Annotated in this window: 27 protein-coding genes; 16 read left to right on the top strand and 11 right to left on the bottom strand. The window is 71.2% G+C overall.

Going from position 1 to position 22,262, the window contains the following annotated elements; translation table 11 throughout:
• Positions 1 to 95 precede the first annotated feature (95 nt).
• The 6 genes from ACFXHB_RS15165 (at position 96) to ACFXHB_RS15190 (ending at position 7,222) form a co-directional block, all read left to right on the top strand.
• A complete protein-coding gene (locus tag ACFXHB_RS15165; protein WP_380574594.1) occupies positions 96 to 1,148 on the top strand; it encodes a BMP family protein in 1,053 nt (350 codons plus the stop codon).
• Positions 1,149 to 1,486: 338 nt separating this feature from the next.
• Complete coding sequence (locus ACFXHB_RS15170; RefSeq protein WP_380574647.1) at positions 1,487 to 3,028, top strand: ABC transporter ATP-binding protein; 1,542 nt, start codon at positions 1,487 to 1,489, stop codon at positions 3,026 to 3,028.
• Positions 3,029 to 3,032: 4 nt separating this feature from the next.
• Entirely contained in the window at positions 3,033 to 4,190 is a 1,158-nt protein-coding gene (locus tag ACFXHB_RS15175; RefSeq protein WP_380574595.1) for an ABC transporter permease, read from the top strand.
• The gene (locus ACFXHB_RS15180; protein WP_380574596.1) at positions 4,187 to 5,452 is read left to right on the top strand and encodes an ABC transporter permease; all 1,266 of its coding nucleotides are present in this window, start codon (positions 4,187 to 4,189) and stop codon (positions 5,450 to 5,452) included. Before ACFXHB_RS15175 ends, ACFXHB_RS15180 begins: the two co-directional genes overlap by 4 nt.
• Complete coding sequence (locus ACFXHB_RS15185; RefSeq protein ID WP_380574598.1) at positions 5,449 to 5,847, top strand: cytidine deaminase; 399 nt, start codon at positions 5,449 to 5,451, stop codon at positions 5,845 to 5,847. The genes ACFXHB_RS15180 and ACFXHB_RS15185 overlap by 4 nt, the downstream gene beginning before the upstream one ends.
• Positions 5,848 to 5,944: 97 nt before the next feature.
• Positions 5,945 to 7,222 (top strand): thymidine phosphorylase, encoded by a 1,278-nt coding sequence (locus ACFXHB_RS15190; RefSeq protein ID WP_380574599.1) that lies wholly within the window; start codon positions 5,945 to 5,947, stop codon positions 7,220 to 7,222.
• A gap of 27 nt (positions 7,223 to 7,249) precedes the next feature.
• Here the strand turns inward: ACFXHB_RS15190 and ACFXHB_RS15195 are convergent, their stop codons facing one another.
• The 5 genes from ACFXHB_RS15195 to ACFXHB_RS15215 form a co-directional block, all read right to left on the bottom strand.
• A complete protein-coding gene (locus ACFXHB_RS15195) occupies positions 7,250 to 7,804 on the bottom strand; it encodes a Uma2 family endonuclease (protein ID WP_380574600.1) in 555 nt (184 codons plus the stop codon).
• A 41-nt stretch (positions 7,805 to 7,845) separates the two neighbouring features.
• Positions 7,846 to 8,520, bottom strand: a complete 675-nt coding sequence (locus ACFXHB_RS15200; RefSeq protein WP_380574601.1) for an alpha/beta fold hydrolase — start codon at positions 8,518 to 8,520, stop codon at positions 7,846 to 7,848.
• 105 nt (positions 8,521 to 8,625) lie between these two features.
• On the bottom strand, positions 8,626 to 8,892 hold the full coding sequence (locus tag ACFXHB_RS15205) for a hypothetical protein (protein ID WP_380574603.1): 267 nt from the start codon (positions 8,890 to 8,892) through the stop codon (positions 8,626 to 8,628).
• Between the two features lie 12 nt (positions 8,893 to 8,904).
• Positions 8,905 to 9,258, bottom strand: coding sequence for an AbrB/MazE/SpoVT family DNA-binding domain-containing protein (locus ACFXHB_RS15210; protein ID WP_380574604.1), 354 nt, complete (start codon positions 9,256 to 9,258; stop codon positions 8,905 to 8,907).
• A 9-nt stretch (positions 9,259 to 9,267) separates the two neighbouring features.
• On the bottom strand, positions 9,268 to 10,572 hold the full coding sequence (locus tag ACFXHB_RS15215) for an MFS transporter (protein ID WP_380574605.1): 1,305 nt from the start codon (positions 10,570 to 10,572) through the stop codon (positions 9,268 to 9,270).
• A 71-nt stretch (positions 10,573 to 10,643) separates the two neighbouring features.
• Between ACFXHB_RS15215 and ACFXHB_RS15220 the strand changes: the two genes are divergently transcribed.
• The 3 genes from ACFXHB_RS15220 to ACFXHB_RS15230 all read left to right on the top strand — a co-directional run bounded on the left by ACFXHB_RS15220 (position 10,644) and on the right by ACFXHB_RS15230 (position 13,505).
• Positions 10,644 to 11,642, top strand: coding sequence for a LysR family transcriptional regulator (locus ACFXHB_RS15220; protein WP_380574606.1), 999 nt, complete (start codon positions 10,644 to 10,646; stop codon positions 11,640 to 11,642).
• Between the two features lie 165 nt (positions 11,643 to 11,807).
• Positions 11,808 to 12,950: an adenosine deaminase gene (locus ACFXHB_RS15225; RefSeq protein ID WP_380574607.1), complete on the top strand. Its 1,143-nt coding sequence runs from the start codon at positions 11,808 to 11,810 to the stop codon at positions 12,948 to 12,950.
• Between the two features lie 204 nt (positions 12,951 to 13,154).
• Complete coding sequence (locus ACFXHB_RS15230; RefSeq protein WP_380574608.1) at positions 13,155 to 13,505, top strand: ATP-binding protein; 351 nt, start codon at positions 13,155 to 13,157, stop codon at positions 13,503 to 13,505.
• A gap of 117 nt (positions 13,506 to 13,622) precedes the next feature.
• Here the strand turns inward: ACFXHB_RS15230 and ACFXHB_RS15235 are convergent, their stop codons facing one another.
• On the bottom strand, positions 13,623 to 13,805 hold the full coding sequence (locus ACFXHB_RS15235) for a PspC domain-containing protein (protein ID WP_209416762.1): 183 nt from the start codon (positions 13,803 to 13,805) through the stop codon (positions 13,623 to 13,625).
• Between the two features lie 344 nt (positions 13,806 to 14,149).
• Positions 14,150 to 15,610, bottom strand: coding sequence for a DUF2079 domain-containing protein (locus ACFXHB_RS15240; RefSeq protein ID WP_380574609.1), 1,461 nt, complete (start codon positions 15,608 to 15,610; stop codon positions 14,150 to 14,152).
• Between the two features lie 119 nt (positions 15,611 to 15,729).
• Between ACFXHB_RS15240 and ACFXHB_RS15245 the strand changes: the two genes are divergently transcribed.
• From ACFXHB_RS15245 to ACFXHB_RS15255, 3 genes are read left to right on the top strand one after another with little or no spacing between them, the layout of a single operon-like run.
• Positions 15,730 to 16,152 (top strand): GntR family transcriptional regulator, encoded by a 423-nt coding sequence (locus ACFXHB_RS15245; protein ID WP_380574610.1) that lies wholly within the window; start codon positions 15,730 to 15,732, stop codon positions 16,150 to 16,152.
• Entirely contained in the window at positions 16,149 to 17,108 is a 960-nt protein-coding gene (locus ACFXHB_RS15250; RefSeq protein ID WP_380574612.1) for an ABC transporter ATP-binding protein, read from the top strand. Before ACFXHB_RS15245 ends, ACFXHB_RS15250 begins: the two co-directional genes overlap by 4 nt.
• Positions 17,105 to 18,247, top strand: coding sequence for a hypothetical protein (locus ACFXHB_RS15255; protein WP_380574613.1), 1,143 nt, complete (start codon positions 17,105 to 17,107; stop codon positions 18,245 to 18,247). The genes ACFXHB_RS15250 and ACFXHB_RS15255 overlap by 4 nt, the downstream gene beginning before the upstream one ends.
• A gap of 223 nt (positions 18,248 to 18,470) precedes the next feature.
• Here ACFXHB_RS15255 and ACFXHB_RS15260 read toward each other — a convergent pair whose 3' ends face one another.
• From ACFXHB_RS15260 to ACFXHB_RS15275, 4 genes are read right to left on the bottom strand one after another with little or no spacing between them, the layout of a single operon-like run.
• Positions 18,471 to 18,629: a hypothetical protein gene (locus ACFXHB_RS15260; RefSeq protein WP_380574614.1), complete on the bottom strand. Its 159-nt coding sequence runs from the start codon at positions 18,627 to 18,629 to the stop codon at positions 18,471 to 18,473.
• Complete coding sequence (locus ACFXHB_RS15265) at positions 18,626 to 18,865, bottom strand: hypothetical protein (protein ID WP_380574615.1); 240 nt, start codon at positions 18,863 to 18,865, stop codon at positions 18,626 to 18,628. Before ACFXHB_RS15265 ends, ACFXHB_RS15260 begins: the two co-directional genes overlap by 4 nt.
• On the bottom strand, positions 18,853 to 19,131 hold the full coding sequence (locus ACFXHB_RS15270; protein ID WP_380574616.1) for a hypothetical protein: 279 nt from the start codon (positions 19,129 to 19,131) through the stop codon (positions 18,853 to 18,855). Before ACFXHB_RS15270 ends, ACFXHB_RS15265 begins: the two co-directional genes overlap by 13 nt.
• Entirely contained in the window at positions 19,128 to 19,499 is a 372-nt protein-coding gene (locus tag ACFXHB_RS15275) for an ATP-binding protein (protein ID WP_380574617.1), read from the bottom strand. The genes ACFXHB_RS15270 and ACFXHB_RS15275 overlap by 4 nt, the downstream gene beginning before the upstream one ends.
• A gap of 262 nt (positions 19,500 to 19,761) precedes the next feature.
• Between ACFXHB_RS15275 and ACFXHB_RS15280 the strand changes: the two genes are divergently transcribed.
• The 4 genes from ACFXHB_RS15280 (at position 19,762) to ACFXHB_RS15295 (ending at position 21,732) form a co-directional block, all read left to right on the top strand.
• Positions 19,762 to 20,652, top strand: coding sequence for a helix-turn-helix domain-containing protein (locus ACFXHB_RS15280; protein WP_380574618.1), 891 nt, complete (start codon positions 19,762 to 19,764; stop codon positions 20,650 to 20,652).
• Positions 20,653 to 20,662: 10 nt separating this feature from the next.
• On the top strand, positions 20,663 to 20,863 hold the full coding sequence (locus ACFXHB_RS15285; protein ID WP_380574620.1) for a DUF397 domain-containing protein: 201 nt from the start codon (positions 20,663 to 20,665) through the stop codon (positions 20,861 to 20,863).
• Between the two features lie 122 nt (positions 20,864 to 20,985).
• A complete protein-coding gene (locus ACFXHB_RS15290) occupies positions 20,986 to 21,186 on the top strand; it encodes a DUF397 domain-containing protein (protein WP_380574621.1) in 201 nt (66 codons plus the stop codon).
• A 75-nt stretch (positions 21,187 to 21,261) separates the two neighbouring features.
• A complete protein-coding gene (locus ACFXHB_RS15295; protein ID WP_380574622.1) occupies positions 21,262 to 21,732 on the top strand; it encodes an NUDIX domain-containing protein in 471 nt (156 codons plus the stop codon).
• Positions 21,733 to 22,262 lie beyond the last annotated feature (530 nt).

Genomic DNA, 22,262 nt, shown 5'->3' on the forward strand with positions numbered 1-22,262 from the left:
AATGCTCCGGCAGCCTGTGACCCAACCGTGTTCTACGCGCGTTACGGTGGCGTCCGACCACGCTAAACGGGTGCGTGTGAGAAGGAGATACTCCCTTGCGCCGTTCAACTAAGCTCGCTGCGGTTGTGCTCTCGGGTTCCCTGGGCATTGCCTCGCTCGCCGCTTGCGGCGCAAAGAGCAACGACACGACCGCTTCGTCCGGCTCCTCCGAGGGCGGCCTGAAGGTCGGTATGGCCTACGACATCGGTGGCCGTGGCGACCAGTCGTTCAACGACTCCGCCGCGCGCGGCCTGGACAAGGCCAAGGCCGAGCTGGGTGTCGCCGTCACCGAGGCCGACGCCAAGACCGGTGAGGCCGAGGCCGACAAGGAGACCCGGCTCAAGAACCTGGTCACCGCCGGCTACAACCCGATCATCGCGGTGGGCTTCGTCTACCAGGGTGCCGTCGAGAAGGTCGCCAAGGAGAACCCGAACACCAAGTTCGCGATCATCGACTCGGCGTCCGACACCCAGCCGAGCAACGTCACCTCGCTGACCTTCTCGGAGCAGGAGGGCTCGTACCTGGCCGGTGTGGCCGCGGCCCTCAAGTCCAAGACCAAGCACGTCGGCTTCATCGGCGGCGTGCAGTCCGAGCTCATCAAGAAGTTCGAGGCGGGCTACAAGGCGGGTGTGAAGTCGGTCGACCCGAGCATCGCGGTCGAGACCACCTACCTGACCACGCCCCCGGACTTCTCCGGCTTCAACTCGCCCGACAAGGGCAAGGAGGCCGCGCAGGGTCAGCTCGACAAGGGCGCGGACGTCATCTACACCGCCGCCGGTTCCTCCGGCAACGGCGCCATCGAGGCCGTCGCCAACGCCGGCAAGCTGGCCATCGGCGTCGACTCCGACCAGGCCGCCCAGCCGGCCCTGGCGAAGTACAAGAACAGCATCCTGACCTCGATGGTGAAGAACGTCGACAAGGCCGTCTTCGCCTACATCGACTCGGCCAAGAAGGGCAGCGTCTTCACCGGCGTGAAGAACTTCGACCTGAAGGCCGACGGCGTCTCGCTCGCCACCACCGGCGGCAAGATCGACGACATCCAGGGCAAGCTCAACGACGCCGCCACCGCCATCAAGAGCGGCGCCACCACCGTCCCGACCGCTCCGTAAGGCGCGCCCGGACGTCGCTGCCGCTGCCGTCTGCCCGGCAGCGCAATGATTGACGCAGCATCAGGGAGGGGCCCGGAAGGGTGCGCTCAGTGCGTACCCCCGGGCCCCGTCCCGTACCCCACCGTTTTTTCTTGGCCCTCCAGCGCAACGACGCGCCTCCAGACCACCAGGAGATCGCCATCACCGCATCCGACCCCGCCCTCAGCAAGGGCGGTACCCCCAGCGCGGGGACGGCGACACCGGCCGTCGAACTGCGCGGAATCACCAAGCGCTTCCCCGGCGTCGTGGCCAACCACGACATCAACCTCACCGTCCGCACCGGCACCGTCCACGCCCTCATGGGTGAGAACGGCGCCGGCAAGTCGACGCTGATGAAGATCCTCTACGGCATGCAGAAGCCGGACGAGGGCACCATCGCGATCAACGGTGAGCTGTGCGAGTTCAACACCCCGGGCGACGCCATCGCGCGTGGCATCGGCATGGTGCACCAGCACTTCATGCTCGCCGACAACCTCACCGTCTGGGAGAACGTCGTCCTCGGCGGCGAGAAGATCCACGGCATCGGCGGCAAGGCCAAGGCGAAGATCAAGGAGATCTCCGACCAGTACGGCCTGGGCGTGCGCCCGGACGCGCTGGTCGAGGACCTGGGCGTGGCCGACCGCCAGCGGGTCGAGATCCTCAAGGTGCTCTACCGCGGCGCCAAGATCCTGATCCTCGACGAGCCCACCGCCGTCCTCGTCCCGCAGGAGGTCGAGGCGCTCTTCGACAACCTGCGCGAGCTCAAGTCCGAGGGCGTCACCGTCATCTTCATCTCGCACAAGCTGCACGAGGTGCTCTCGGTGGCGGACGCGATCAGCGTCATCCGGCGCGGCACCACGGTCGGCGACGCCGACCCGGGCAACGTGACCGCCCGCCAGCTCGCCGAGATGATGGTCGGCGCCGAGCTGCCCTCCCCGGAGAGCCGCGAGTCGACCGTCACCACCGACGAGATGCTGGACGTCCGGGACCTGCGGATCGCCAAGACCGATGCCGAGGGCATCGAGCGCGTGGTGCTGGACGACATCTCGCTGCGGATCCACAAGGGCGAGATCCTCGGCATCGCCGGCGTCGAGGGCAACGGCCAGGCCGAACTGGTCGAGGCCATCATGGGCATGCTGCCGCTGGACGGCGGCACCGTCACCCTCGACGGCAAGGACCTCTCCGGCACCCTCACCCGGGCCCGCCGCGAGGCCGGCATCGGCTACATCCCCGAGGACCGCCACAAGCACGGCCTGCTGCTGGAGGCCCCGCTCTGGGAGAACCGGATCCTCGGCCACGTCACCGAGACCCCGAACTCCAAGGGCGTGCTGCTCGACCCGGCCGGTGCCCGCAAGGACACCCAGCGGATCGTCGAGGAGTACGACGTCCGCACCCCCGGCATCGAGGTCACCGCGGCGTCGCTCTCCGGCGGCAACCAGCAGAAGCTGATCATCGGCCGCGAGATGAGCCACGAGCCCAAGCTGCTGATCGCCGCCCACCCCACCCGCGGTGTGGACGTCGGCGCGCAGGCGCAGATCTGGGAGCACATCCGGGTCGCCCAGCGGGCCGGTCTGGCCGTCCTGCTGATCTCCGCCGACCTGGACGAGCTGATCGGGCTCTCCGACACCATCCGGGTGATCTACCGCGGCCGTCTGGTCGCCGACGCCGACCCGGCCACCGTCACGGCGGAGGACCTGGGGACCGCGATGACCGGTGCGGCCCGCGGCCACATCGAGTCCGACGCCGACGCCGTGGAGGAGTTCCAGGCGCTCAGCGCGGAGGGCACCGAGGCCGCCGCGGCCGAGGACGGCACTCCGTCCGACACCCCCACCGACACCGCCGACCCGCAGGCGGGGGAGTAGCCACATGACCAGTCCCAACCCCGCCGCCAAGCCCAGCCTGGCGAAGCGGTTCGACGGCGAGAAGATCGTGCTCGCCCTCGCAGCCCCGGTGCTCGCCGTGCTGCTCTCCGTCGCGATCTGTTCGGTGCTCCTGGCGACCTCGGGCAAGAACCCGTTCGACGCCTGGAACGTGATGATCACGTACGCGACCAAGTCGGACGGTCAGGTGGCCATCCTCAACCGGTCCACCACGTACTACCTGGCCGCCGCGGCCGCCGCCTTCGGCTTCCGGATGAACCTCTTCAACATCGGTGTCGAGGGCCAGTACAAGGTCGCGGCGCTGTTCGCGGCCTTCGTCGGCAGCAAGCTCGACCTGCCGTCCTTCATCCAGATCCCGCTGCTGCTGATCACCGCCATGCTGGTCGGTGGCCTCTACGCCAGCATCGCCGGTCTGCTGAAGGTCTTCCGCGGCGTCAGCGAGGTCATCTCGACCATCATGCTGAACGCCATCGCGGTCGCCATCGTCGGTCTGCTGCTCGTCCCCGGCATCTTCGCGCCGGAGAAGGGCACCACCAGCAACTCCATCCAGACCTCCCCGGTCTCGGAGTCCAGCCACTTCTTCGCGATCAACACCGACGGCGGCCCGCTCTACGGCTTCCTCTTCATCGCCATCCTGGTCGGCGTGGCCTTCCAGTTCACCCTGACCCGGACCCGCTTCGGCTTCGACCTGCGCGCCACCGGCCGCTCGGAGACCGCGGCCACCGCGTCCGGTGTGAACGTCAAGCGCATGGTCGTCACCTCGATGGTGGTCTCCGGTGCGCTGGCCGGTCTGATCGGCATGCCCGAGCTGCTGCAGAACTCGTACAACTTCGGTCAGAGCTTCCAGGGCGGCCTCGGCTTCCTCGGCATCTCCGTCGCGCTGCTGGGCCGCAACAGCCCGATCGGCATGGCCTTCGCGGCCCTGCTGTTCGCCTTCCTGGACGCCACCGGCTCCCAGCTGCCGCTCCAGGGCGGCTTCCCGTTCGAGATCGTCCCGGTCATGCAGGGCACCATCGTCATCTGCGTCGTCGTCGCCTACGAGCTGGTGCGCCGTTACGGCCTCAAGCGCCAGCAGCAGAAGGTCGGCGCCGAGCTGGCCGCCCAGGCCGCGGCCGCCAACGAGAAGAAGGAGGTGTCCGCATGAGTACGGCCACCGCCGCCCGCGCGAAGGCGCCGGGCGCTCCCGCCAAGAAGCGCAAGATGTCCTGGCCCGTGGTGCTGCTGCTGATCGCGGGCGCCCTGGTCCTCTTCTCCGCCGTGGGCATGGCCACCGGCAACCACTCGCTGACCTCCTCCGGCCAGGTCACCGCCGCGCTCAGCGCCGCCGTGCCGATCGGCATGGCCGGTCTGGGCGGTCTCTGGTCCGAGCGGGCCGGTGTGGTCAACATCGGCCTCGAAGGCATGATGGTCGCCGGCACCTTCTGCGGCGCCTGGGGCGGGTACCTGGTCAGCCCCTGGTTCGGCTTGGTGGCCGGCATGCTCGGCGGCGCGCTGGGCGGTCTGCTGCACGCCGTCATCACGGTGACCTTCGGCGTCGACCACATCGTCTCCGGTGTCGGCGTCAACCTGCTGATCCCCGGCATCTGCGCGTACGTCAACCGGATCTACTACAAGGACTACATCTCCGTCGGTGCCGGCGCGAACCAGTCCCCGCCGGCCGATCCGCTGCCGTACATCACCATCCCCGGGCTCTCCTCCGGGCTGAAGGACATCGAGCTCCACCACTGGTTCCTGGTCTCCGACGTCGCCGGTGTGCTCGGCGGTCTGGTCACCAACATCTCGGTGGTCGTGCTGCTGGCCGGCGCGCTGATCGTGGTCAGCTACTTCGCCCTGTGGCGCACGGTGTTCGGCCTGCGGCTGCGCTCCTGCGGTGAGAACCCGACCGCGGCCGAGTCGCTGGGCGTCAACGTCTACAAGTACAAGTACTACGCGGTCATCACCTCCGGCGCCTTCGCGGGCCTCGGCGGCGCCTACCTCTCGCTGGTCGCGGCGCACTTCTACAAGGACGGCCAGACCAACGGCCGAGGCTTCATCGGCCTCGCGGCGATGATCTTCGGCAACTGGATGCCGGGCGGCCTCGCGATGGGCGCCGGTCTGTTCGGCTTCACCGACAGCCTCCAGCTGCGTGACCCGGAGTCGGTGCACGTGCTGATCCTGGTGGTCGCCATCGCGATGTTCCTGCTGGCGCTCTGGAACCTCTACCGCCGCAAGATCCCGGCCGCGCTGATCACCTTCGTGGTGGCCGGCGGTCTGGCGACCTGGTACGCCACCACCGAGGAGGTGCAGCGTCCGCTGATCGTCGCGACGCCGTACGTGATCACCCTGGTGGTGCTCTCGCTGGCCTCGCAGCGGCTGCGGCCGCCGAAGGCCGACGGCCAGATCTACCGCAAGGGCCAGGGCAAGTGACGGCCCCCGCGGTGGCGGTCGACTGGGAGGCGCTGCGCGCCGCCGCACGGGAGGCGATGACCCACGCCTACGCCCCGTACAGCAAGTTCCCGGTCGGCGCGGCCGCGCTGGTCGACGACGGCCGCGTGGTCACCGGCTGCAACGTGGAGAACGCCTCGTACGGACTCGCGCTCTGCGCCGAGTGCGGCCTGGTCTCCACGCTGCACGCCACCGGCGGCGGCCGGCTGACCGCGTTCACCTGTGTGGACGGGGACGGCGGTCTGCTGATGCCGTGCGGGCGCTGCCGCCAGCTGCTCTACGAGCACGGCGGGCCGGAACTGCTGGTCGAGCTGCCGTCCGGCGTGAAGCCGATGAGCGAGGTCCTCCCCGACGCGTTCGGGCCGGAGCGGCTCTAGTCTTTGTTTCTGTTACGCGCGTAGAGTGTCGCGAGTGGGGCCGCAATCCGGCCAGCTCGCGACACTCTTCGCATTTTGAACCCCTCTTGGAGCAGCCATGGACGCCATCTCCGTCATCAGGACCAAGCGCGACCGCGGAGAGCTGAGCGACGCTCAGATCGACTGGGTCATCGACGCCTACACGCGCGGCGACGTCGCCGACGAGCAGATGTCCGCCCTCGCCATGGCGATCCTGCTGAACGGCATGAAGCCGCGCGAGATCAGCCGCTGGACCGACGCGATGATCCGCTCCGGCGTCCGGATGGACTTCTCCTCGCTCGCGCGGCCCACCAGCGACAAGCACTCCACCGGCGGCGTCGGCGACAAGATCACCCTGCCGCTCGCCCCGCTGGTCGCCGCCTGCGGCGCCTCCGTCCCGCAGCTCTCCGGGCGCGGCCTCGGCCACACCGGCGGCACCCTGGACAAGCTGGAGTCCATCCCCGGCTGGCGCGCCCTGCTCTCCAACGACGAGATGATGAAGGTGCTGCACGACGCCGGCGCCGTGATCTGTGCCGCCGGCGACGGCCTGGCCCCCGCCGACAAGAAGCTGTACGCGCTGCGCGACGTCACCGGCACCGTCGAGGCGATCCCGCTGATCGCCTCCTCGATCATGTCCAAGAAGATCGCCGAGGGCACCGGCGCCCTCGTCCTGGACGTGAAGGTCGGCTCCGGCGCCTTCATGAAGAACCTGGACGACGCCCGCGAGCTGGCCCGCACCATGGTCGGCCTGGGCACCACGGCGGGCGTCAACACCGTCGCGCTGCTGACCGACATGTCCACCCCGCTCGGCCTCACCGCCGGCAACGCGCTGGAGGTCCGCGAGTCGGTCGAGGTGCTGGCCGGCGGCGGCCCGGCCGACGTCGTCGAGCTGACCCTCGCGCTGGCCCGCGAGATGCTCGCCGCGGCCGGCGTGCACGGCAAGGACCCGGCCGACGCGCTGCGCGACGGCTCCGCGATGGACCACTGGCGCCGCATGATCTCCGCCCAGGGCGGCGACGTCGACGCCCCGCTGCCGGTCGCCCGCGAGCAGCACGTCATCCCGGCCCCGGCCTCGGGCGTGCTCACCGCGCTGGACGCGTACGCGATCGGTGTCAGCGCCTGGCGCCTGGGCGCCGGCCGCGCCCGCAAGGAGGACCCGGTGCAGGCGGGCGCCGGCATCGAGATGCACGCCAAGCCCGGTGACACCGTGGTGGCCGGCCAGCCGCTGCTGACCCTGCACACCGACACCCCCGAGCGCTTCGACTACGCGATCGAGGCGCTGACCGGCGGCATCGAGGTCGCCCCGGCGGGCACCGCGTTCACCCCGAACCCGATCGTGCTCGACCGCATCGCGTGACCGACCGTCCTGCGCACGTGCGACCGCTCAGGCGTACGTGCGCAGGACGCCGGTGTCGATCGACCACGGGCCGACGGTGACCACGTCGCCGAAGGCGAACTCCCTGCGGGACGTGTAGCCGGGCTCGTCGTGGACGATTCCGGTGCCCTTGCGGGGGTCGACCAGCAGGTAGAGCGGGATGCCCATGGCCGCGTAGTCGCGGACCTTGCCGTGGTAGTCGTTCTCGGGGTTGGACTTGGAGACGATCTCCACGACCAGCAACACCTCGTGGGGGAGGAGCGCGGGCTGCTCGTCGTCGAGCGTCGCGATGGGGAAGACCATCAGGTCCGGGTTCCGAAGCTTGCCCATGCTGGCGTCCTCCAGGTCGGCACCGCCATGAGCGATGAAGCCGGGATGCGTCCGGGGAAGTTGGGTGTTCAGTTGCTCGGCGATGCGAATGACAGCGAGCTCGTGCCGCTTGACCGGCGACCTCATCATGACGATCTCGCCGTCGGCGATCTCGATCTTCCCTATCCCCGGCACCTGCGGAAGCTGATCGGCGATCTCCCGCAACCGGGCGTACACAGCGGGGTCGATGCTCATACTCGGAGTGTATCGACGGGCCCGGACAGGAGGGCCGTTCCTCACTCGGCGGCGCTGAGCGCGATCTTCAGGAACTCCTCCGGGGCCTCGTGGATCAGGTCGTGGCCGACCGGGAGCGTGTGGACCGTCCAGGCCGGGTCGTCGCGCAGGCGGTCGTAGGTCTCCAGCAGCGGGCTGTCCTCGAAGCGCTCGGCGTGGATGTAGACGCGGCGGGTGACGGCCTCGCCCGCGCCGGTGAGGGCGACCGGCTGGAACAGGCTGGCCGTCGGGTGGACGGTGGCGCGCGGGTCGAGCGCGGGGTTCGAGCCGACCACGGTGACGCCGCCGCCCGCGGCGGCGCCGGCCAGGTAGCGCTGCTTCCAGACGTCGTTGACGATCCGGTACGCCGACTCGCCGTCGCGCGGCACGAAGGCGTCCGCGTAGACCAGCGCGGCGATCCGCCCGGGTGCCCGGTCGGCGACCCCGGAGAGGACCATCCCGCCGTAGCTGTGCCCGACCAGCACCACGTCGGTGAGCCGCTCGGCCTCCAGGGTGGCCAGTACGTCCTGGACGTGCGTGTCCAGGTTGACCGCGCCGTTGTTCAGGTGGCCGCGCTCGGAGACCCCGGTCAGCGTCAGCGGGTACACCTCGTGCCCGGCGGCGCGGAGCCCGTCGGTGAGCGGCCGGTACCACCAGGCGCCGTGCAGCATGCCGGGGACGAGAACGAAGGTGGCCATGGTCGGTTCCTCTGGTCGAGCGGGCCGGACGAGAGGAAAGCTACGGCGGATACCTGACACCCTGCGTCAGGTATCCGCCGGGGGAAGTGCGGGCTCGCGGGCCGCTCAGGGGCGGTGGAAGATCTCGTGCGTGCCGATCCGCCGCCGGACGATGTGTGGGTCCCCGTCCTGGACGGGCTCTCCGTAGCTGAAGGTCGCCCGGCCGTCCGGCGCCCAGGTCAGCTCCCAGATGTCCGGATGACCCTGCATCGTCTTCACCCGGAGCCCCCGCCGAAAGCCCTGGCCGGCGCGCAGGTCGGTGACGAACTGGGCGACCGCGACGAGGAACGCCGCTTTCTGGGCCGCGGTCAGGCCCTTCCGGTCGCGCGGCAATGGGCCGGTGACTCATACGTCGGCACGGCGCTTGATCTCCTCCAGGTCCAGCCCGGCCTCGTTCGCGAGCGACCGCAGGAACTCGTCGCCGTCCTGGAACACCTCGCCGCGTTCGCCGTCGGCGAGAGCCTCGTCGACATCTGCTTCGCGGGCCTGCCAGGCCGGGCTCCAGAACCAGGCCTGGTCGTCCGGGATGACGGAGGCGGGGGTGAGGACGATCCGCCCGTGCTCCACCGCGACGACCAACTGGTCACCCTCCTGGAGATCGAGCTGCTCCCTGATCTCCAGCGGGATGGTGACCACGCCCTTCTTCCGAACAGGTGTGGACACCAGGTGGGGGCGACGACGGCGCTTGAGATCGGCCACGAGGAGAATCTACCGGGCGGACAGTCTGGCCGGCAGGCCGTTGCCGGCCCGCCGGGCGGCGAGGGCGCGGCGGGTGGCGTAGAGGGTGACGCCGGCGGCGAGGGTCATCGCGGTGAGGCCGACGGCGGCCGCGCCGGGCCAGCCGGTGGAGTGGTAGGCGTCGGCGCCGATGGTGCCGCCGAGGCTGTTGCCCAGGTAGTAGGCGATCAGGTACAGCGCGGAGGCCTGGGCGCGGCCCTCGGTGGCGGTGCGGCCGACGGCCGAGGACGCTGTGGCGTGGCCGGCGAAGAAGCCGGCGGTGATCAGGACCAGGCCGAGCAGGGCGCAGAGCAGCGAGTCGGCGAGCGACAGCAGCAGGCCGGCGGCCGTCACCCCGATGGACACGTACAGCGCGCCGCGCCGGCCGAGGCGGCCGGAGAGGCGCCCGGCGGCGGCCGAGGTGCCGGTGCCGACCAGGTAGACCACGAAGATCGAGGCGGCCACCGACTCGGGCAGGTGGAACGGCGCGGCGATCAGGCGGTAGCCGACGGTGTTGTAGACGGCGCCGAACACGGCCATGAAGAGCAGTCCGAGCGCGTACAGCCGGACCAGCAGCGGGTTGCGCAGGTGGCGGCCGACGGTGCGGGCCAGCGCGCGGGCGTCCACCGGGGTGGGCGTGAAGTGGCGGGCGGCCGGGATCAGCAGCCGGAAGGCGAGCGCGGCCAGCAGGGCGAGGGCGGCGGAGGCGGCCAGGCCCCAGCGCCAGCCGAAGCCGGCGGCCGTCCAGCCGGAGATCAGCCGGCCGCCCATGCCGCCGATGCTGTTGCCGGCCACGTACAGGCCCATCGCGGAGGCCAGCGCGCTGGGGTGGACCTCTTCGGCGAGGTACGCCATCGCGGTGGCGGGCAGCCCGGCGAGGGCGGCGCCCTGGAGGACGCGCAGCACGACCAGGGTGGTGAGGTCCGGGGCGAACGGCAGGGCCAGCGCGAGGGCCGAGGCGGCGAGCACGGAGGCCGTCATCACCGCGGTGCGCCCGTAGCGGTCGGAGAGGGCGCTGGCCGGGAGCAGGGCGAGGGCGAGGCCGAGGGTCGCGGCGGAGGCCGTCCAACTGGCCTGGCCGGGGGTGAGGTCGAGGTCGGCCGAGAGGATCGGCAGCAGGCCCTGGGTGGAGTAGAGGAGGACGAAGGTCGCGATACCGGCGGCGAAGAGGGCCAGGTTGGCGCGGCGGAAGGCGCGTTGGCCGGGGCGGTGGCGGGCGTCGTCGGTGGCGAGCGGGGACGGCTGGGTGAGGGCATCCGGCAGGGTCGCGGATGCCCCGGTACTGGCGGGCTGCATGACGTCGACGTTAGGGGCGGCCGCGCTGATGCGTCCAATGCATGATTGGCGGACAATCGATGCGACAGGGTATGAGCAAAGGTCGCGGCGGTGAGGGTGGCGTGGGAGTGGTGGACGGCACGGACGAGGTCGAGCGCCCGCACCGGGCGGCGGAGCTGGGGCCGGAGCTGCCGGCCGTCCAACTGGCACCGCGGTTGGCACAGTTCGCGGCGGTCGCCCGGCTGGAGCACATGACCCGGGCGGCCGCCCTGCTGGGCATGCCGCAGCCGACGCTGTCCCGCGCGGTGGCCCGGCTGGAGGCGGAGCTGGGGGTGGACCTGCTGGCGCGCCAGGGGCGGACGGTCCGGCTGACCAGGGCCGGCCGGCTGCTGCTGGCCTCGGTGGAGCGGGCGCTGGCCGAGGTCGAACGCGGCGCGGAGGCGGCCCGGGCGGAGGCGGACCCGGCGGCCGGGCGGGTGGTGTTCGGGTTCCTGCACACGCTGGGGACGGACGCGGTGCCGGCGCTGCTGCGCGGGTTCCGGGCGGCGCACCCGCAGGTGCGGTTCCAGCTGGCGCAGGACTACGTCGGCGCGATGCTGGAGCGACTGCTGGCCGGGGAGCTGGACCTCTGCCTGGTCTCGCCGGTGCCGGACGACCCGGCGCTGGTGGCCCGTCCGTTGGACGAGCAGCGGCTGCACCTGGTGGTGCCGGCCGACCACCGGCTGGCCGGGCGGCGCCGGATCCGGCTGGCGGAGGTGTCCCGGGAGCCGTTCGTCGGGCTGGAGCGGGGCTACGGGTTGCGCGCGATCACCGACGGGTTCTGCGCGGAGGCCGGGTTCGTGCCGCGGATCGCCTTCGAGGGGGAGGACGCGGAGACGCTGCGCGGACTGGTCGCGGCCGGGTTGGGCGTGGCGCTGCTGCCGCCGGCGCTGGTGCCCCGGCCGGGGGTGGTCGAGCTGGAGGTGACGGCGCCGCGCACCCGGCGGGCGATCGGCCTGGCCTGGGCGGCGGGCCGGCCGCTCACCCCGCCGGTGGCGGCGTTCCGGGACTTCGTGCTGGCGCGCCGGGGGCGATTGTTGCAGCACGACTGAGGGCGCGCGACCCGGCGCCGGGGGCGGTCGCTGTCGCACGACTGAGGGCGCGCGACCCGCGTCGGGGCGGTGCGCTCGGCCCTTCGGTGGAATTCCGGGTGCACATTGGCCGAACCCGCCGCGCGGGTGTGGCCTGTCTACGCGCGTAGGAGCTACACTCCCGCAATGGAGAACCAGATCCCTGTCACCACCGCGGGCACCGGCCCCCGGATCCCCACCCCCGAGCAGATCGCCCGCGCCCCGAAGGTGCTCCTGCACGACCACCTCGACGGCGGGCTGCGGCCCGAGACCATCGTCGAGCTGGCCGCGGCGGTCGGCTACGAGGGCCTCCCCACCACCGACCCGAAGGAACTCGGCGAGTGGTTCCGCGAGGCCGCCGACTCCGGCTCGCTGGTCCGCTACCTGGAGACCTTCGCGCACACCTGCGCCGTGATGCAGACCCGTGAGGCCCTGATCAAGGTCGCCGCGGACTGCGCCGAGGACCTGGCCGCCGACGGCGTCGTGTACGCCGAGGTCCGCTACGCCCCGGAGCAGCACCTGGAGGCCGGCCTCACCCTGGACGAGGTCGTCGAGGCCGTCCAGGAGGGCTTCCGCCTCGGTGAGGCGAACGCCCGCGCGGCCGGCCACCGCATCCGGATCGGCACGCTGATCACCGCGATGCGCCACGCCGCCCGTTCGCAGGAGATCGCCGAGCTGGCCAACCGTCACCGCGAGGCGGGCGTCGTCGGCTTCGACATCGCCGGCGCCGAGGCGGGCTACCCCCCCACCCGCCACCAGGCCGCCTTCGACTACCTCAAGGGCGAGAACAACCACTTCACCATCCACGCGGGCGAGGCCTTCGGTCTGCCGTCGATCTGGGAGGCCCTGCAGTGCTGCGGCGCCGACCGGCTCGGCCACGGTGTGCGGATCGTCGACGACATCACGGTGAACGAGGACGGCAGCGTCGAGCTGGGCCGCCTGGCCGCGTACGTGCGCGACAAGCGTGTCCCGCTGGAGATGTGCCCGACCTCCAACCTCCAGACCGCGGCGGCCACCTCGTACGCCGAGCACCCGATCGGGCTGCTCAGCCGGCTGAAGTTCCGGGTGACGGTGAACACCGACAACCGGCTGATGAGCGGTACCAGCATGAGCCGCGAGTTCGGGCACCTGGTGGAGGCGTTCGGCTACACGCTGGCCGACATGGAGTGGTTCACCGTGAACGCGATGAAGTCGGCGTTCCTGCCGTTCGACGAGCGACTGGCGATGATCAACGACGTGATCAAGCCGGGCTACGCCGAGCTCAAGGCGGAGTGGCTGTTCAGCTCCTGAGACGCCGCGGTCGGTCGGATGAACGCCCTTGTCACCCTTGGGTGTTGGCGTTCATCTGACTACCCACTCGTGTGGGTTAACCGCCTTTGATCCTCGCCTGATCCGATCACTACGGTGTGCCAGTCAACGCCGACCGGCGGAGGCGGCGGAACCCGCTGCTCTGCCGCGAATGTCGGCCACCGGCGAGGATCCAAGGGGACGAACATGAAGCAGGCCACTCTCAAGGCCGCCGGCACCGCCGTGCTCGGCATCGCCATCGCGGCGGTGGGCGCCGGCAGCGCGTCCGCCGACCCGGTCGCCGCGGGTGGCCTCGGCCTTCCCACCGGTGCGGTGACCAACCCCGCCGTGACCGGCGCCGTCGCCGACACCGCGAGCAAGCTGCCCGGCGGGGACAAGGTCGCCGGCACCCTCGGCACCCTGGCCCCGAGCGCCGGCCAGGCCGCCGCCCCGGCGGACGCCGCCCCGCGTGCCGGTGTGCCGAGCATCCCCGGGCTGGGCAGCACCCCGATCGGTGGCCTGACCGGCGCCCTCCCGCTCCCGGGTCTCGGCGGCTGACGCTCCCCGCGCACGGCCGGACGGGCCGCCCGCACCCCGGTGACCCCGGGGTACGGGCGGCCCGTCCGGCGTTTCGGCGTTCCGGCGGGATGTCCGACGCGGCGGCGGCCCCGGGGCTCACGGCTCCTGCGGGAGCAGCAGCCAGAGCGCGAGGTAGATCAGGAACTGCGGGCCGGGCAGCAGGCAGGACGCGAGGAAGATGATCCGGACCGTCCACGGGGTCAGGCCGAAGCGCTCGGCGATCCCGGCGCAGACGCCGGCGATGACGCGGTGGTGGCGGGGGCGGGCGAGGCGGCTCATGGCGTTCTCCGTGGTCCTGGCACCCGGTCCGGGCTTTCCGGGGGGCGTGGTTCCATGCTCCGCCGGGCGCGCCGCCGGATCCTCAGCCTCTGCGGCGATCCCGACCCCGGGCTTTCTCGTTGGTGCGGAGGACCTGACCTCGGGGTTCTTCTCGGGGCCGCCCCTGAGGTTCGTGTGCCGAGGAGGGGGAAGTCGGACCGGCCGACGTCCGGCGCGGCCGGGGCCGACGGGCGGTGCGGCGTGGTCGCGCGGCGCGGCCGGGCGCGCCCGCCGCGCGGTGGGCGGTCGCTCGGGAGGCCGGCCGCCCAGGGGGCACCGGGCCGGCCGGTCCTCCGCGGAGCCGGTCACGGGCGGCGCAGGACGGTGATGCCGTCCTCGTCGGCGACCGCGCGGTAGCCGGCGGCGCGGTAGCGGGCCAGGGCGGTGGCCGTGTCGGCGGCCGCGCAGGGCGTTCGTACGGTCGGGTCGGTGGCGTCGGCGACCACCCACTCCGGCGGCTCGGCGCCGCCGGGCCCCGGCGGGTGGCAGACCAGGGCGACCGTCGCCCGGGCGACCAGCAGCGGGGCCAGCCGGTTGGTGGCGGCGACGGTGGCGCCGTCGGGTATCGCGTCCAGCAGCCGGTGCGCGGTGCGGACGTGGTCAGGCACCCGCCAGGTGGCGGGCAGGGCCAGTTCGCGCAGCGGGTAGACGAGGGTGCCGACGGCGGCCACGGTCGCGCAGGCGGTGAGGACCCGGCGCAGGGCGCGCTGCCGGCACAGCCCCGGGTGACGCCGGAGGGCGTCGACGAGACCGCCGAGGACGATCGGCATCAGGACCGCGCTGTAGTGGTAACTCGGCTGCCAGTAGTGCTCGTTGTCGGCGACCAGGCGCCAGGACAGGGTGGGCAGGCCGAGCAGTGCGAGCGGTGATCTCAGGGCGAGGAAGGCGCTCGGCGCCGCCACCATCAGCAGCAGCGCGTACTTCACCGGGGGCCAGAACGGCCGCAGCGGCAGGGGCAGCCCGCCCGTCCCGGCGGACTGGGCGCCGTCGCCCGGCAGTTGGTGCCAGTAGTCGAACACCCCGCCGGTGTTCATCGCGGGCAGCAGGACGCCGACCTGGAGGGCGGTGCCGGCCAGTCCGACCAGGGCGGTGGCCAGGCCCAGCAGACGGGTGCGGCGGCCGTCGGCCCGCCAGGCGGTGTAGCCGCCCACCGCCGCGACGGTGAGGCCGAGGTCCTCCTTCACCAGCAGCAGGGGGAGCGACCAGAGCAGTGCCCGGTGCCAGCGGCCGGTCCCCAGGGCCTCCACGGTGAACGCCAGCAGCGGGACGGCGAAGGCGATCTCGTGGAAGTCGTAGGCCACCGCCGAGACGATGCCCCAGGACGTCCCGAGGCCCAGGCCGACCACCAGGCCGGCGACCGGCCCGGCCGTCCGGTGCGCCCAGCGGGTCAGCGGTACGCAGGCCAGCGCGATCAGCCCGGCCTGGGCGACCAGGAGGGTGAGCGGGGTGGGGAACAGTCGGTAGGCGGGGGCGAGGACGGCCAGCACCGGGTGGAAGTGGTCGCCGAGCAACTGGTAACCGGCGCCCTTGAGTTCGGAGACCGGCAGATGTCCGTGGGCGTAGGAGCGGACCGCCTGTTCGAAGATCCCCAGGTCGTAGGCGGCGCTGAGCATCCGGGCGTGCCGGCGGATCGAGAGCAGGGTGTAGAGCGCGCAGAAGAGGCCGGCGAGGCCGACCGCCATCGTGGTCGGCCCGGGCCAACCGGTCGACCTGTCGGCGCTCGGCGCCGGCCGGCTCAGGAGTGGCGACGGCCGCGTATCGATCATCTGATCACCATTCCACTAGTTAACTAGTGGAATGGTGATCAGCGAGAGGCGGGGCTGTCAAGACGGGAGTTGACGGCGCCTCATGGCCCGGTGCACCATTCCACTAGATCACTAGTGGAATGGTGGATGCCATCGTCGAGTACCTCATCGACCGTCGCGGCGGGTTGTCGCCGTACCTGCAGATCATCGAGCAGACGAAACGGGCGCTCCGGCTCGGAGTGCTCCAGCCCGGCGACCAACTCCCCACCGCCCGTGAGGTGGTGGAGGCGACGGCGATCAACCCCAATACCGTGCTCAAGGCCTACCGGGAGCTCGAACGCGAAGGCCTGGTCGAGAGCCGAAGAGGCGTCGGCACCTTCGTCCGGAAGTCCCTGGCGAAACCGCAGACCGTCGAGGACTCGGCGCTCCACGCCGACCTGACGGCGTGGATCACCCGGGCCCGCGAGGTCGGCCTGGAGCGCGAGGACGTCGCCGCGCTCGTCGACACCGCCCTGGACCGCGCCTACCCCACCAGCACCGAGGCCCCCGAGGAGTCCGGGTGAACCACCCCGTAGTGCAGCACCGACCGACCGAGGACACGCCCGCCCTGGAGGCGGTCGGCCTCGGCCTGAAGTACCGCCGGCGCTGGGCCCTGCGCGACTGCGAACTCCGGCTCCCGGCGGGCCGCGTCTGCGCGCTCGTCGGCCCGAACGGCGCCGGCAAGAGCACGCTGATGGCGCTCGCCGCCGGCCTGCTCGCGCCGACCGAGGGAGCGGTCACCGTCTTCGGTGACGGACCGCGCGAAGCCACCGCCCTGCGGCGCACGGCCTACCTGCGGCAGGACAAGCCGCTCTACCCGCGGTTCACCGTCGCGGAGACGCTGCGCACCGGCCGGGAGCTCAATCCGGGCTGGGACCAGGAGGTCGCCGAGCGGATCGTGCGGCTGGGCGGCTTCCCGCTGGACGCCAAGGTGGGCACGCTCACCGCCGGCCAGCGCACCCGGGTCGCCCTCGCGCTGGTCCTGGGCAAGCGGCCCGACCTGCTGATGCTCGACGAGCCGCTCGCCGACGTCGACCCGGTGGCCCGCCAGGAGCTCACCGGCATCCTGATGGCCGAGGCGGCGGAGCACGGGACCACCATCCTGATCTCCTCGCACGTCCTGGCCGAGCTGGACGGGGTCTGCGACCACGTCACCGTGCTGCAGGAGGGCCGGATCCGGCTCAGCGGCGACGTCGAGGACCTGCTGGACGACCATCGCCTGGTGGTCGGCGCCGCCGAGGGCACTGGTGGCACCCCGGTGGAGCTGGGGCACCACGAGATCGTCGAGCTGCGCCGCACCGGCCGCCAGGCCACCGCGCTGCTCAAGCCCTTGGGAGAGATCGATCCGAGCTGGGACGTCAGCCGGCCGAACCTGGAGGACATCCTGATCGCCTACCTGCGCACCCCCGCCCCGCAGGGCCGCCCCCCGGCCGGGGTCGGCGCGACCGTCGCCGGACACGACGAGGTGGCGGCCCGATGAGCGTCAGCGTGATGTCCGAGCCGACCGCGCCGTCCGGCTACCGTGCGCCGACCCGGCGCGTCCTGCGCGGCGCCGTCTGGGTGAGCGTGCGCCAGGAGCGCACCCCGCTCCTGATAGCCGGGGCCGTGCTCCTGCTGCTCTGCGGCTGGATGCTCTTCCTGGGCAGCCAGATCCAGGGCTTCGTCGAGGACCACGGGATCCAGGGCTGCAACGTCGTCTACTTCCCCCCGGAGTGCGAGGCGCTGAGCGACCAGGCGATCGTGCTGGCCGAGCGCTGGGGCACCGCCGTCCAAGCCACCGGCTGGCTGCTGGTGGTGCTGCCGGTCGCCTTCGGCGTGTTCTTCGCCGCGCCGATGCTGGCCCGCGAGTTCGAGACCGGGACGTACGCCCTGGCCTGGACGCAGTCCGTGTCGCGGCTGCGCTGGCTGGCGACCCGGCTGGGGGTGCCGCTGGCGCTCACCCTGGTGGGGTCGGTGCTGCTCGCGGTGGTCTCCACCTGGTGGACCGGGGTGGTCGAGGGGCGGTTCTCCGTTGCCGGCTACTACCACTGGTTCACCTGGATGAGCCGTACCACGTCGGGTCCGTCGGTGGTCGGGTTCTGCCTGCTCTCCGTGGCCCTGGGGGCCGCGGTCGGGCTGGTGCTGCGCCGGGTGGTGGCCTCGATCGTTGTCACGGCCGTCCTCACCCTCGCGGTGCGGTTCGCGGTGGACGCCGGGCGGTACCTGTTCGCGCCGGCGCGGGAGACGTTCGCCGCCCTCACGATGGCGGGCCCCCGCCCGGCCGGTCGGCCGTACACGGGCCCCGGCGGCCCCCCGGTCGATCCGACGCAGGTGATCACCACCGGGCACCTGCCGACCAGTACCCCGCTCGAATCGCACGTGGTCGAGAACGGACTGCTCACCAGTGACGGTCTGCGGATCCCGCTGGACGGCGACTGGCTGGGGCGGTACTCGGACGGGTCGGTCGAGTGCCCGACGTCCGAGTGCGCGGCCCACCAGGACACCATCGTGCAGGCGTACGCGAGCTACCACCCGCCGGCCCAGGAGTGGGCGATGCACTGGGCGCAGACCGGGCTGAGCCTGGCGGTCACCGTGGTGCTGGTGGTCTTCTGCGCGGTGTGGGTGCGGCGGATGCGCTGAGCGGGGTCGTCGACTGAGCGGCGGCGTCGCGTGATCCGGGCAGGGCTTCCTTCGGGGAGCCCTGCCTTTCGCTTGCCGGGGGCGGCAAGTCTGCAATGGCGTGGAGTGGGCGGAGTGGGTGAGCGGGCGGGGTGGGAAGTCGGCGGGGCCGACTTCCTGTGTCGGGGCCTTCGGGGCCTTTGGGGGCGCGGCGGCTGGGGCGGCAGCCGCCGGGCGGGGTAGGTCAGTGCGGTATGCCGTCGGGGTGGTCGTCGCCCTGCCGGTTCCGTCGGTTCACCGTGAGTGCCGTGATCACGCCGAGCACGACGGTGAGGAGGGCGAGGGCGAGGAGCGTGACGAAGGCGGTGGCGACGAGGAAGCCGGCGGAGCTGCCGAGGCTCATCGCGGCACCCCGATGACGCGGCGGCCGAGGCGGGCGGCGAGTTCGTGCAGCAACTCGTCGGCCTGGTCGCGGGTGAGGGGGACGGCGAGGTGTTCGCCGGGGCCCGCGTGGACGTCGAGGTCGACGGCGAAGCGGAGTTGGAGCGCGGCGTCGGGGACGGTCTCCACGGCGAGGTAGGCGACGGTGGTGCGCTCGGTGTGGACGGCCTGGGTGAGGAGGGGGATCAGGACGCCCACGGGTCACCCCGCTCGGTGCGCTGTTCAGCGGTGCGTTCGGCGTCGAGGAGCAGGTTGAGGAGGTTCAGGAGGGTGGTGGAGGGCGCGGTGCCGAAGCGGACGAGGACGCGGCCGTCGATGGTCCGGTCGGTGCCGGAGCTGGGCCAGACGATGCCGAACTTGCGGCCGCGCTCGTGGAGTTCGGCGAGGAGGGTGGTGATCTGGGCGTCGGTGTAGGCGCGGACGCGGGGGTCGGTGGGTCGGATCGGCCGGCGGTCGGGGTTCACGCGGCGGCGTCCAGCTCGAACCAGACGACCTTGCCGTTCTTGCGCGGGTCGGCGCCGAACCGGTGGGTGAGCGAGCGGACCAAGTGGATTCCGCGGCCGGAGAGTTCGTACGGATCGGCGGAGGTTCTCGGCTCGGGGAGGGTGGGGCTGTCGTCGGCGACGGAGACCCGGAGGGTGCGGTTCAGGAGGACGACCACGACGAGGGGCGCCTGGCTGCCCGCGTGGCGCCAGGCGTTGACGAAGAGTTCGTGAAGGGCGAGTTCGGCGTCGGAGATGGTGTCCGGCGGCCAGTTGGAGAGGACGAGGGCCTCACGCAGCTCGTGGCGGGCGGCGGACCAGTCGGGGGGAGGGCAGGTGAAGGCACGCACGAAGAACCTCCGGAAGGGGAGTGGGAGTTCGGGATCGGAGCGAGACCGTGAGCCAGGCCGAACGTGGCTGCTCTGCGGCGCCCGGACAGGGCATTACTGACACTCCGTCGTGTGATCGGTGCAACACTGAGAGTAGGGCTATAAGTTCCACGCGTGCAACACAATCGCCCGAGAAGGCCCCCAGGGCTCGGTAACCTCACTCTTGTGAGTGGCGCCCGGCGCCCTCGAAGCGGGAAGCTGCTCCGACACGGAAGGAAGATCCTTGGCTCTCAGGACTCAAATCAGCGAGCGGCAGAAGCGGTTCGGCGCTGAGCTGAGGAGACTGCGCGAGGCTGCTGGGCTGGCGGTGAAGGATGCCGGTGCCACGATCGGCATGGGCGGACCGCAGCTGAGCCACATCGAGGCCGCTCGCACAGGACTGGATCCGGCGCGGCTCACGACATTGCTCGATGCCTATGGGTGCACGGATGAGACCTACATGGCCATCTTGCACGAGCTGGGCGCCAGTGATGGCAAGGGCTGGTGGACGGAGTTCAAGGGGAAGGTCCCGGCACTCGCGCTCGACCTGGCGGAGGTCGAGGACCGGGCGGTCTCTTTGGCTAGCTATGACAGTCTCTACATCCCAGGCGCTTTTCAGCTGCCCGGATATGCGAGGGCGATCTACGAGAGCTCGAACCGGTCCGGTATCTGGGAGCCGGAGACGCAGGTCCGGTTCCGGATGGAACGGCAGCGGATTCTGGCCGATGGCGGGCGGCGCGAGTTCCTGTTCGTGGTTCACGAGGCTGCGTTGCGGATGAGATTCGCCGGCGACGATGTTATGCGGGCCCAGTTGCTGCACCTCGTCGACATGGCAGAGCTCCCCAATGTCACCATCCAGGTCATTCCGTTCACGGCGCCGAAGCACGCACCTCTCTCGGCCTCGTTCCTCTTCTGTGACCCTGGTTGTGCTGATCTTTCGACCGTTATTCTGGACGCACCAAGGCATGCCGAGCATCTTGGAGACCAGGCCGACATCGTGGCCTACCGTCGAAAGCTTCAGCAGCTGAGTGATGTTGCGCTGCCTGCCGTCGATACGAGCGGGTCACTGCGCGACCTTTCTGCTCGCAGTTCGCTGGGGCTCATTCAGCATCTCCTCTATCTGCTCCAGAGCTGAAAGGCACCCGATGTTCCATCTCTCCTGGCAGAAGTCCTCATACAGTGAAGGTGAAGGCTCCAACAACTGCCTAGAACTGGCCTCTGGCGCGGGCGACCTGCGTCACCTCCGTGAGTCGGACGACCCGGCCGTGGTTGTCACGACCGACGCCGCCAAGCTTCGCGCGTTCATCCTCGGAGTGAAGGCCGGCGAGTTCGACCACCTCGTCTGAGCGCCATGCAAGAGGGTAGGGCGGCCAGTTCGGCCGGCCCTGCCCTTCGTCGCGGGGGTAGGGCGGCCATGGCACGGGGTATGTCTGAGGGCGCCATCGGCTGCGGACCTGAAGGGTGTGCGATGTTCCATCTCGCCTGGCAGAAGTCGTCCTTCAGCGGAGGGGATGCCTCAAACAATTGCCTCGAACTGGCCTCTGGAACCGGCGACCTGCGTCACCTCCGCGAGTCTGATGACCCGGCCGTGGTCGTCGCGACTGACGCGGCCAAGCTCCGCGCGTTCATCCTCGGAGTGAAGGCCGGCGAGTTCGACCACCTTGTCTGAGCTGCACGCAAGGGGGCGGGGCAGCCCTCCGTCGGCGCCGCCCGTTGTTGTCGGGGTGTTGAGGAGAACTGAGACGTGGCACGGACCGAGTACTACGACGATCCTGATGCGCCCAAGCCCAATCGGCTTGTGGTGGCGGCTTCCGCGGTCGTTACGGATGGCGCCGGTCGCATTCTGCTCCAACGGCGTACCGACAACGGCCTGTACGCGCTGCCCGGCGGGACGATGGACTTCGGCGAGTCGTTGCCGGGGACGGCGGTGCGTGAGGTTCGCGAGGAGACCGGGCTCGATGTGGAGATCACCGGGTTGGTCGGCACCTACACCGACCCCCGGCACGTCATCGCCTACTCCGACGGGGAGGTGCGACAGCAGTTCAACGTCTGCTTCACCGCCCGGGCGGTCAGCGGCGAGCTACGCATCTCCGACGAGTCCACCGATCTACGGTTCGTCGCGCCCGAGGAGATCGCCGGCCTCCCGATGCACCACACCCAACAGCTGAGAATCCAGCACTTCCTGGAGCAGAGGGCCACTCCCTACCTCGGCTGAGAGGAATGACGAAGCCTCGATCAACCACGCGGTCGGGCAAGGGCTTGGCCATCGACCCCTCCCTCGTGACCTACCCCAGGCCTGACGCGGCCCCGTCCAGGTGAACCCGGACGGGGCCGCTTCCAGGGTCGCTGATCAGCGAGGGGTGGGAAGGACGAAGCCCCGCGTCGCGTCGCTCTGACCGTCCTGCCGGGATCGACCGGCGATGATCGTCAGTACTGCGTCAGTGATGTCCCGCCGGGCGACGGGATCACTGCTGTACTACACCCGCCATGGCCCGTCCGGGGTGTCGAGGTCTTCGGGGGACACGATTCCCCGAAGACCCAACAGGCGGAGCTTATTGGCCACTCGATGGGCTTCGTTCGTGTTGGTGGTTCCCGCCCTTTCGGAGTTCGGTGCGCCCAGGCTAGCGGCGTTGCTCGTGGTGGGGGGGGGGGGGGGGGGGGCGCCCCCCCCCCCCCCGCCCCCACCCCCCCCCCCCCCCCCGCCGAGGTGACGGAAAGAAGAAAAAAAAAAAAAACCCAACCCCC

Source organism: Kitasatospora sp. NPDC059327, assembly GCF_042752535.1.
Lineage (GTDB): Bacteria > Actinomycetota > Actinomycetes > Streptomycetales > Streptomycetaceae > Kitasatospora.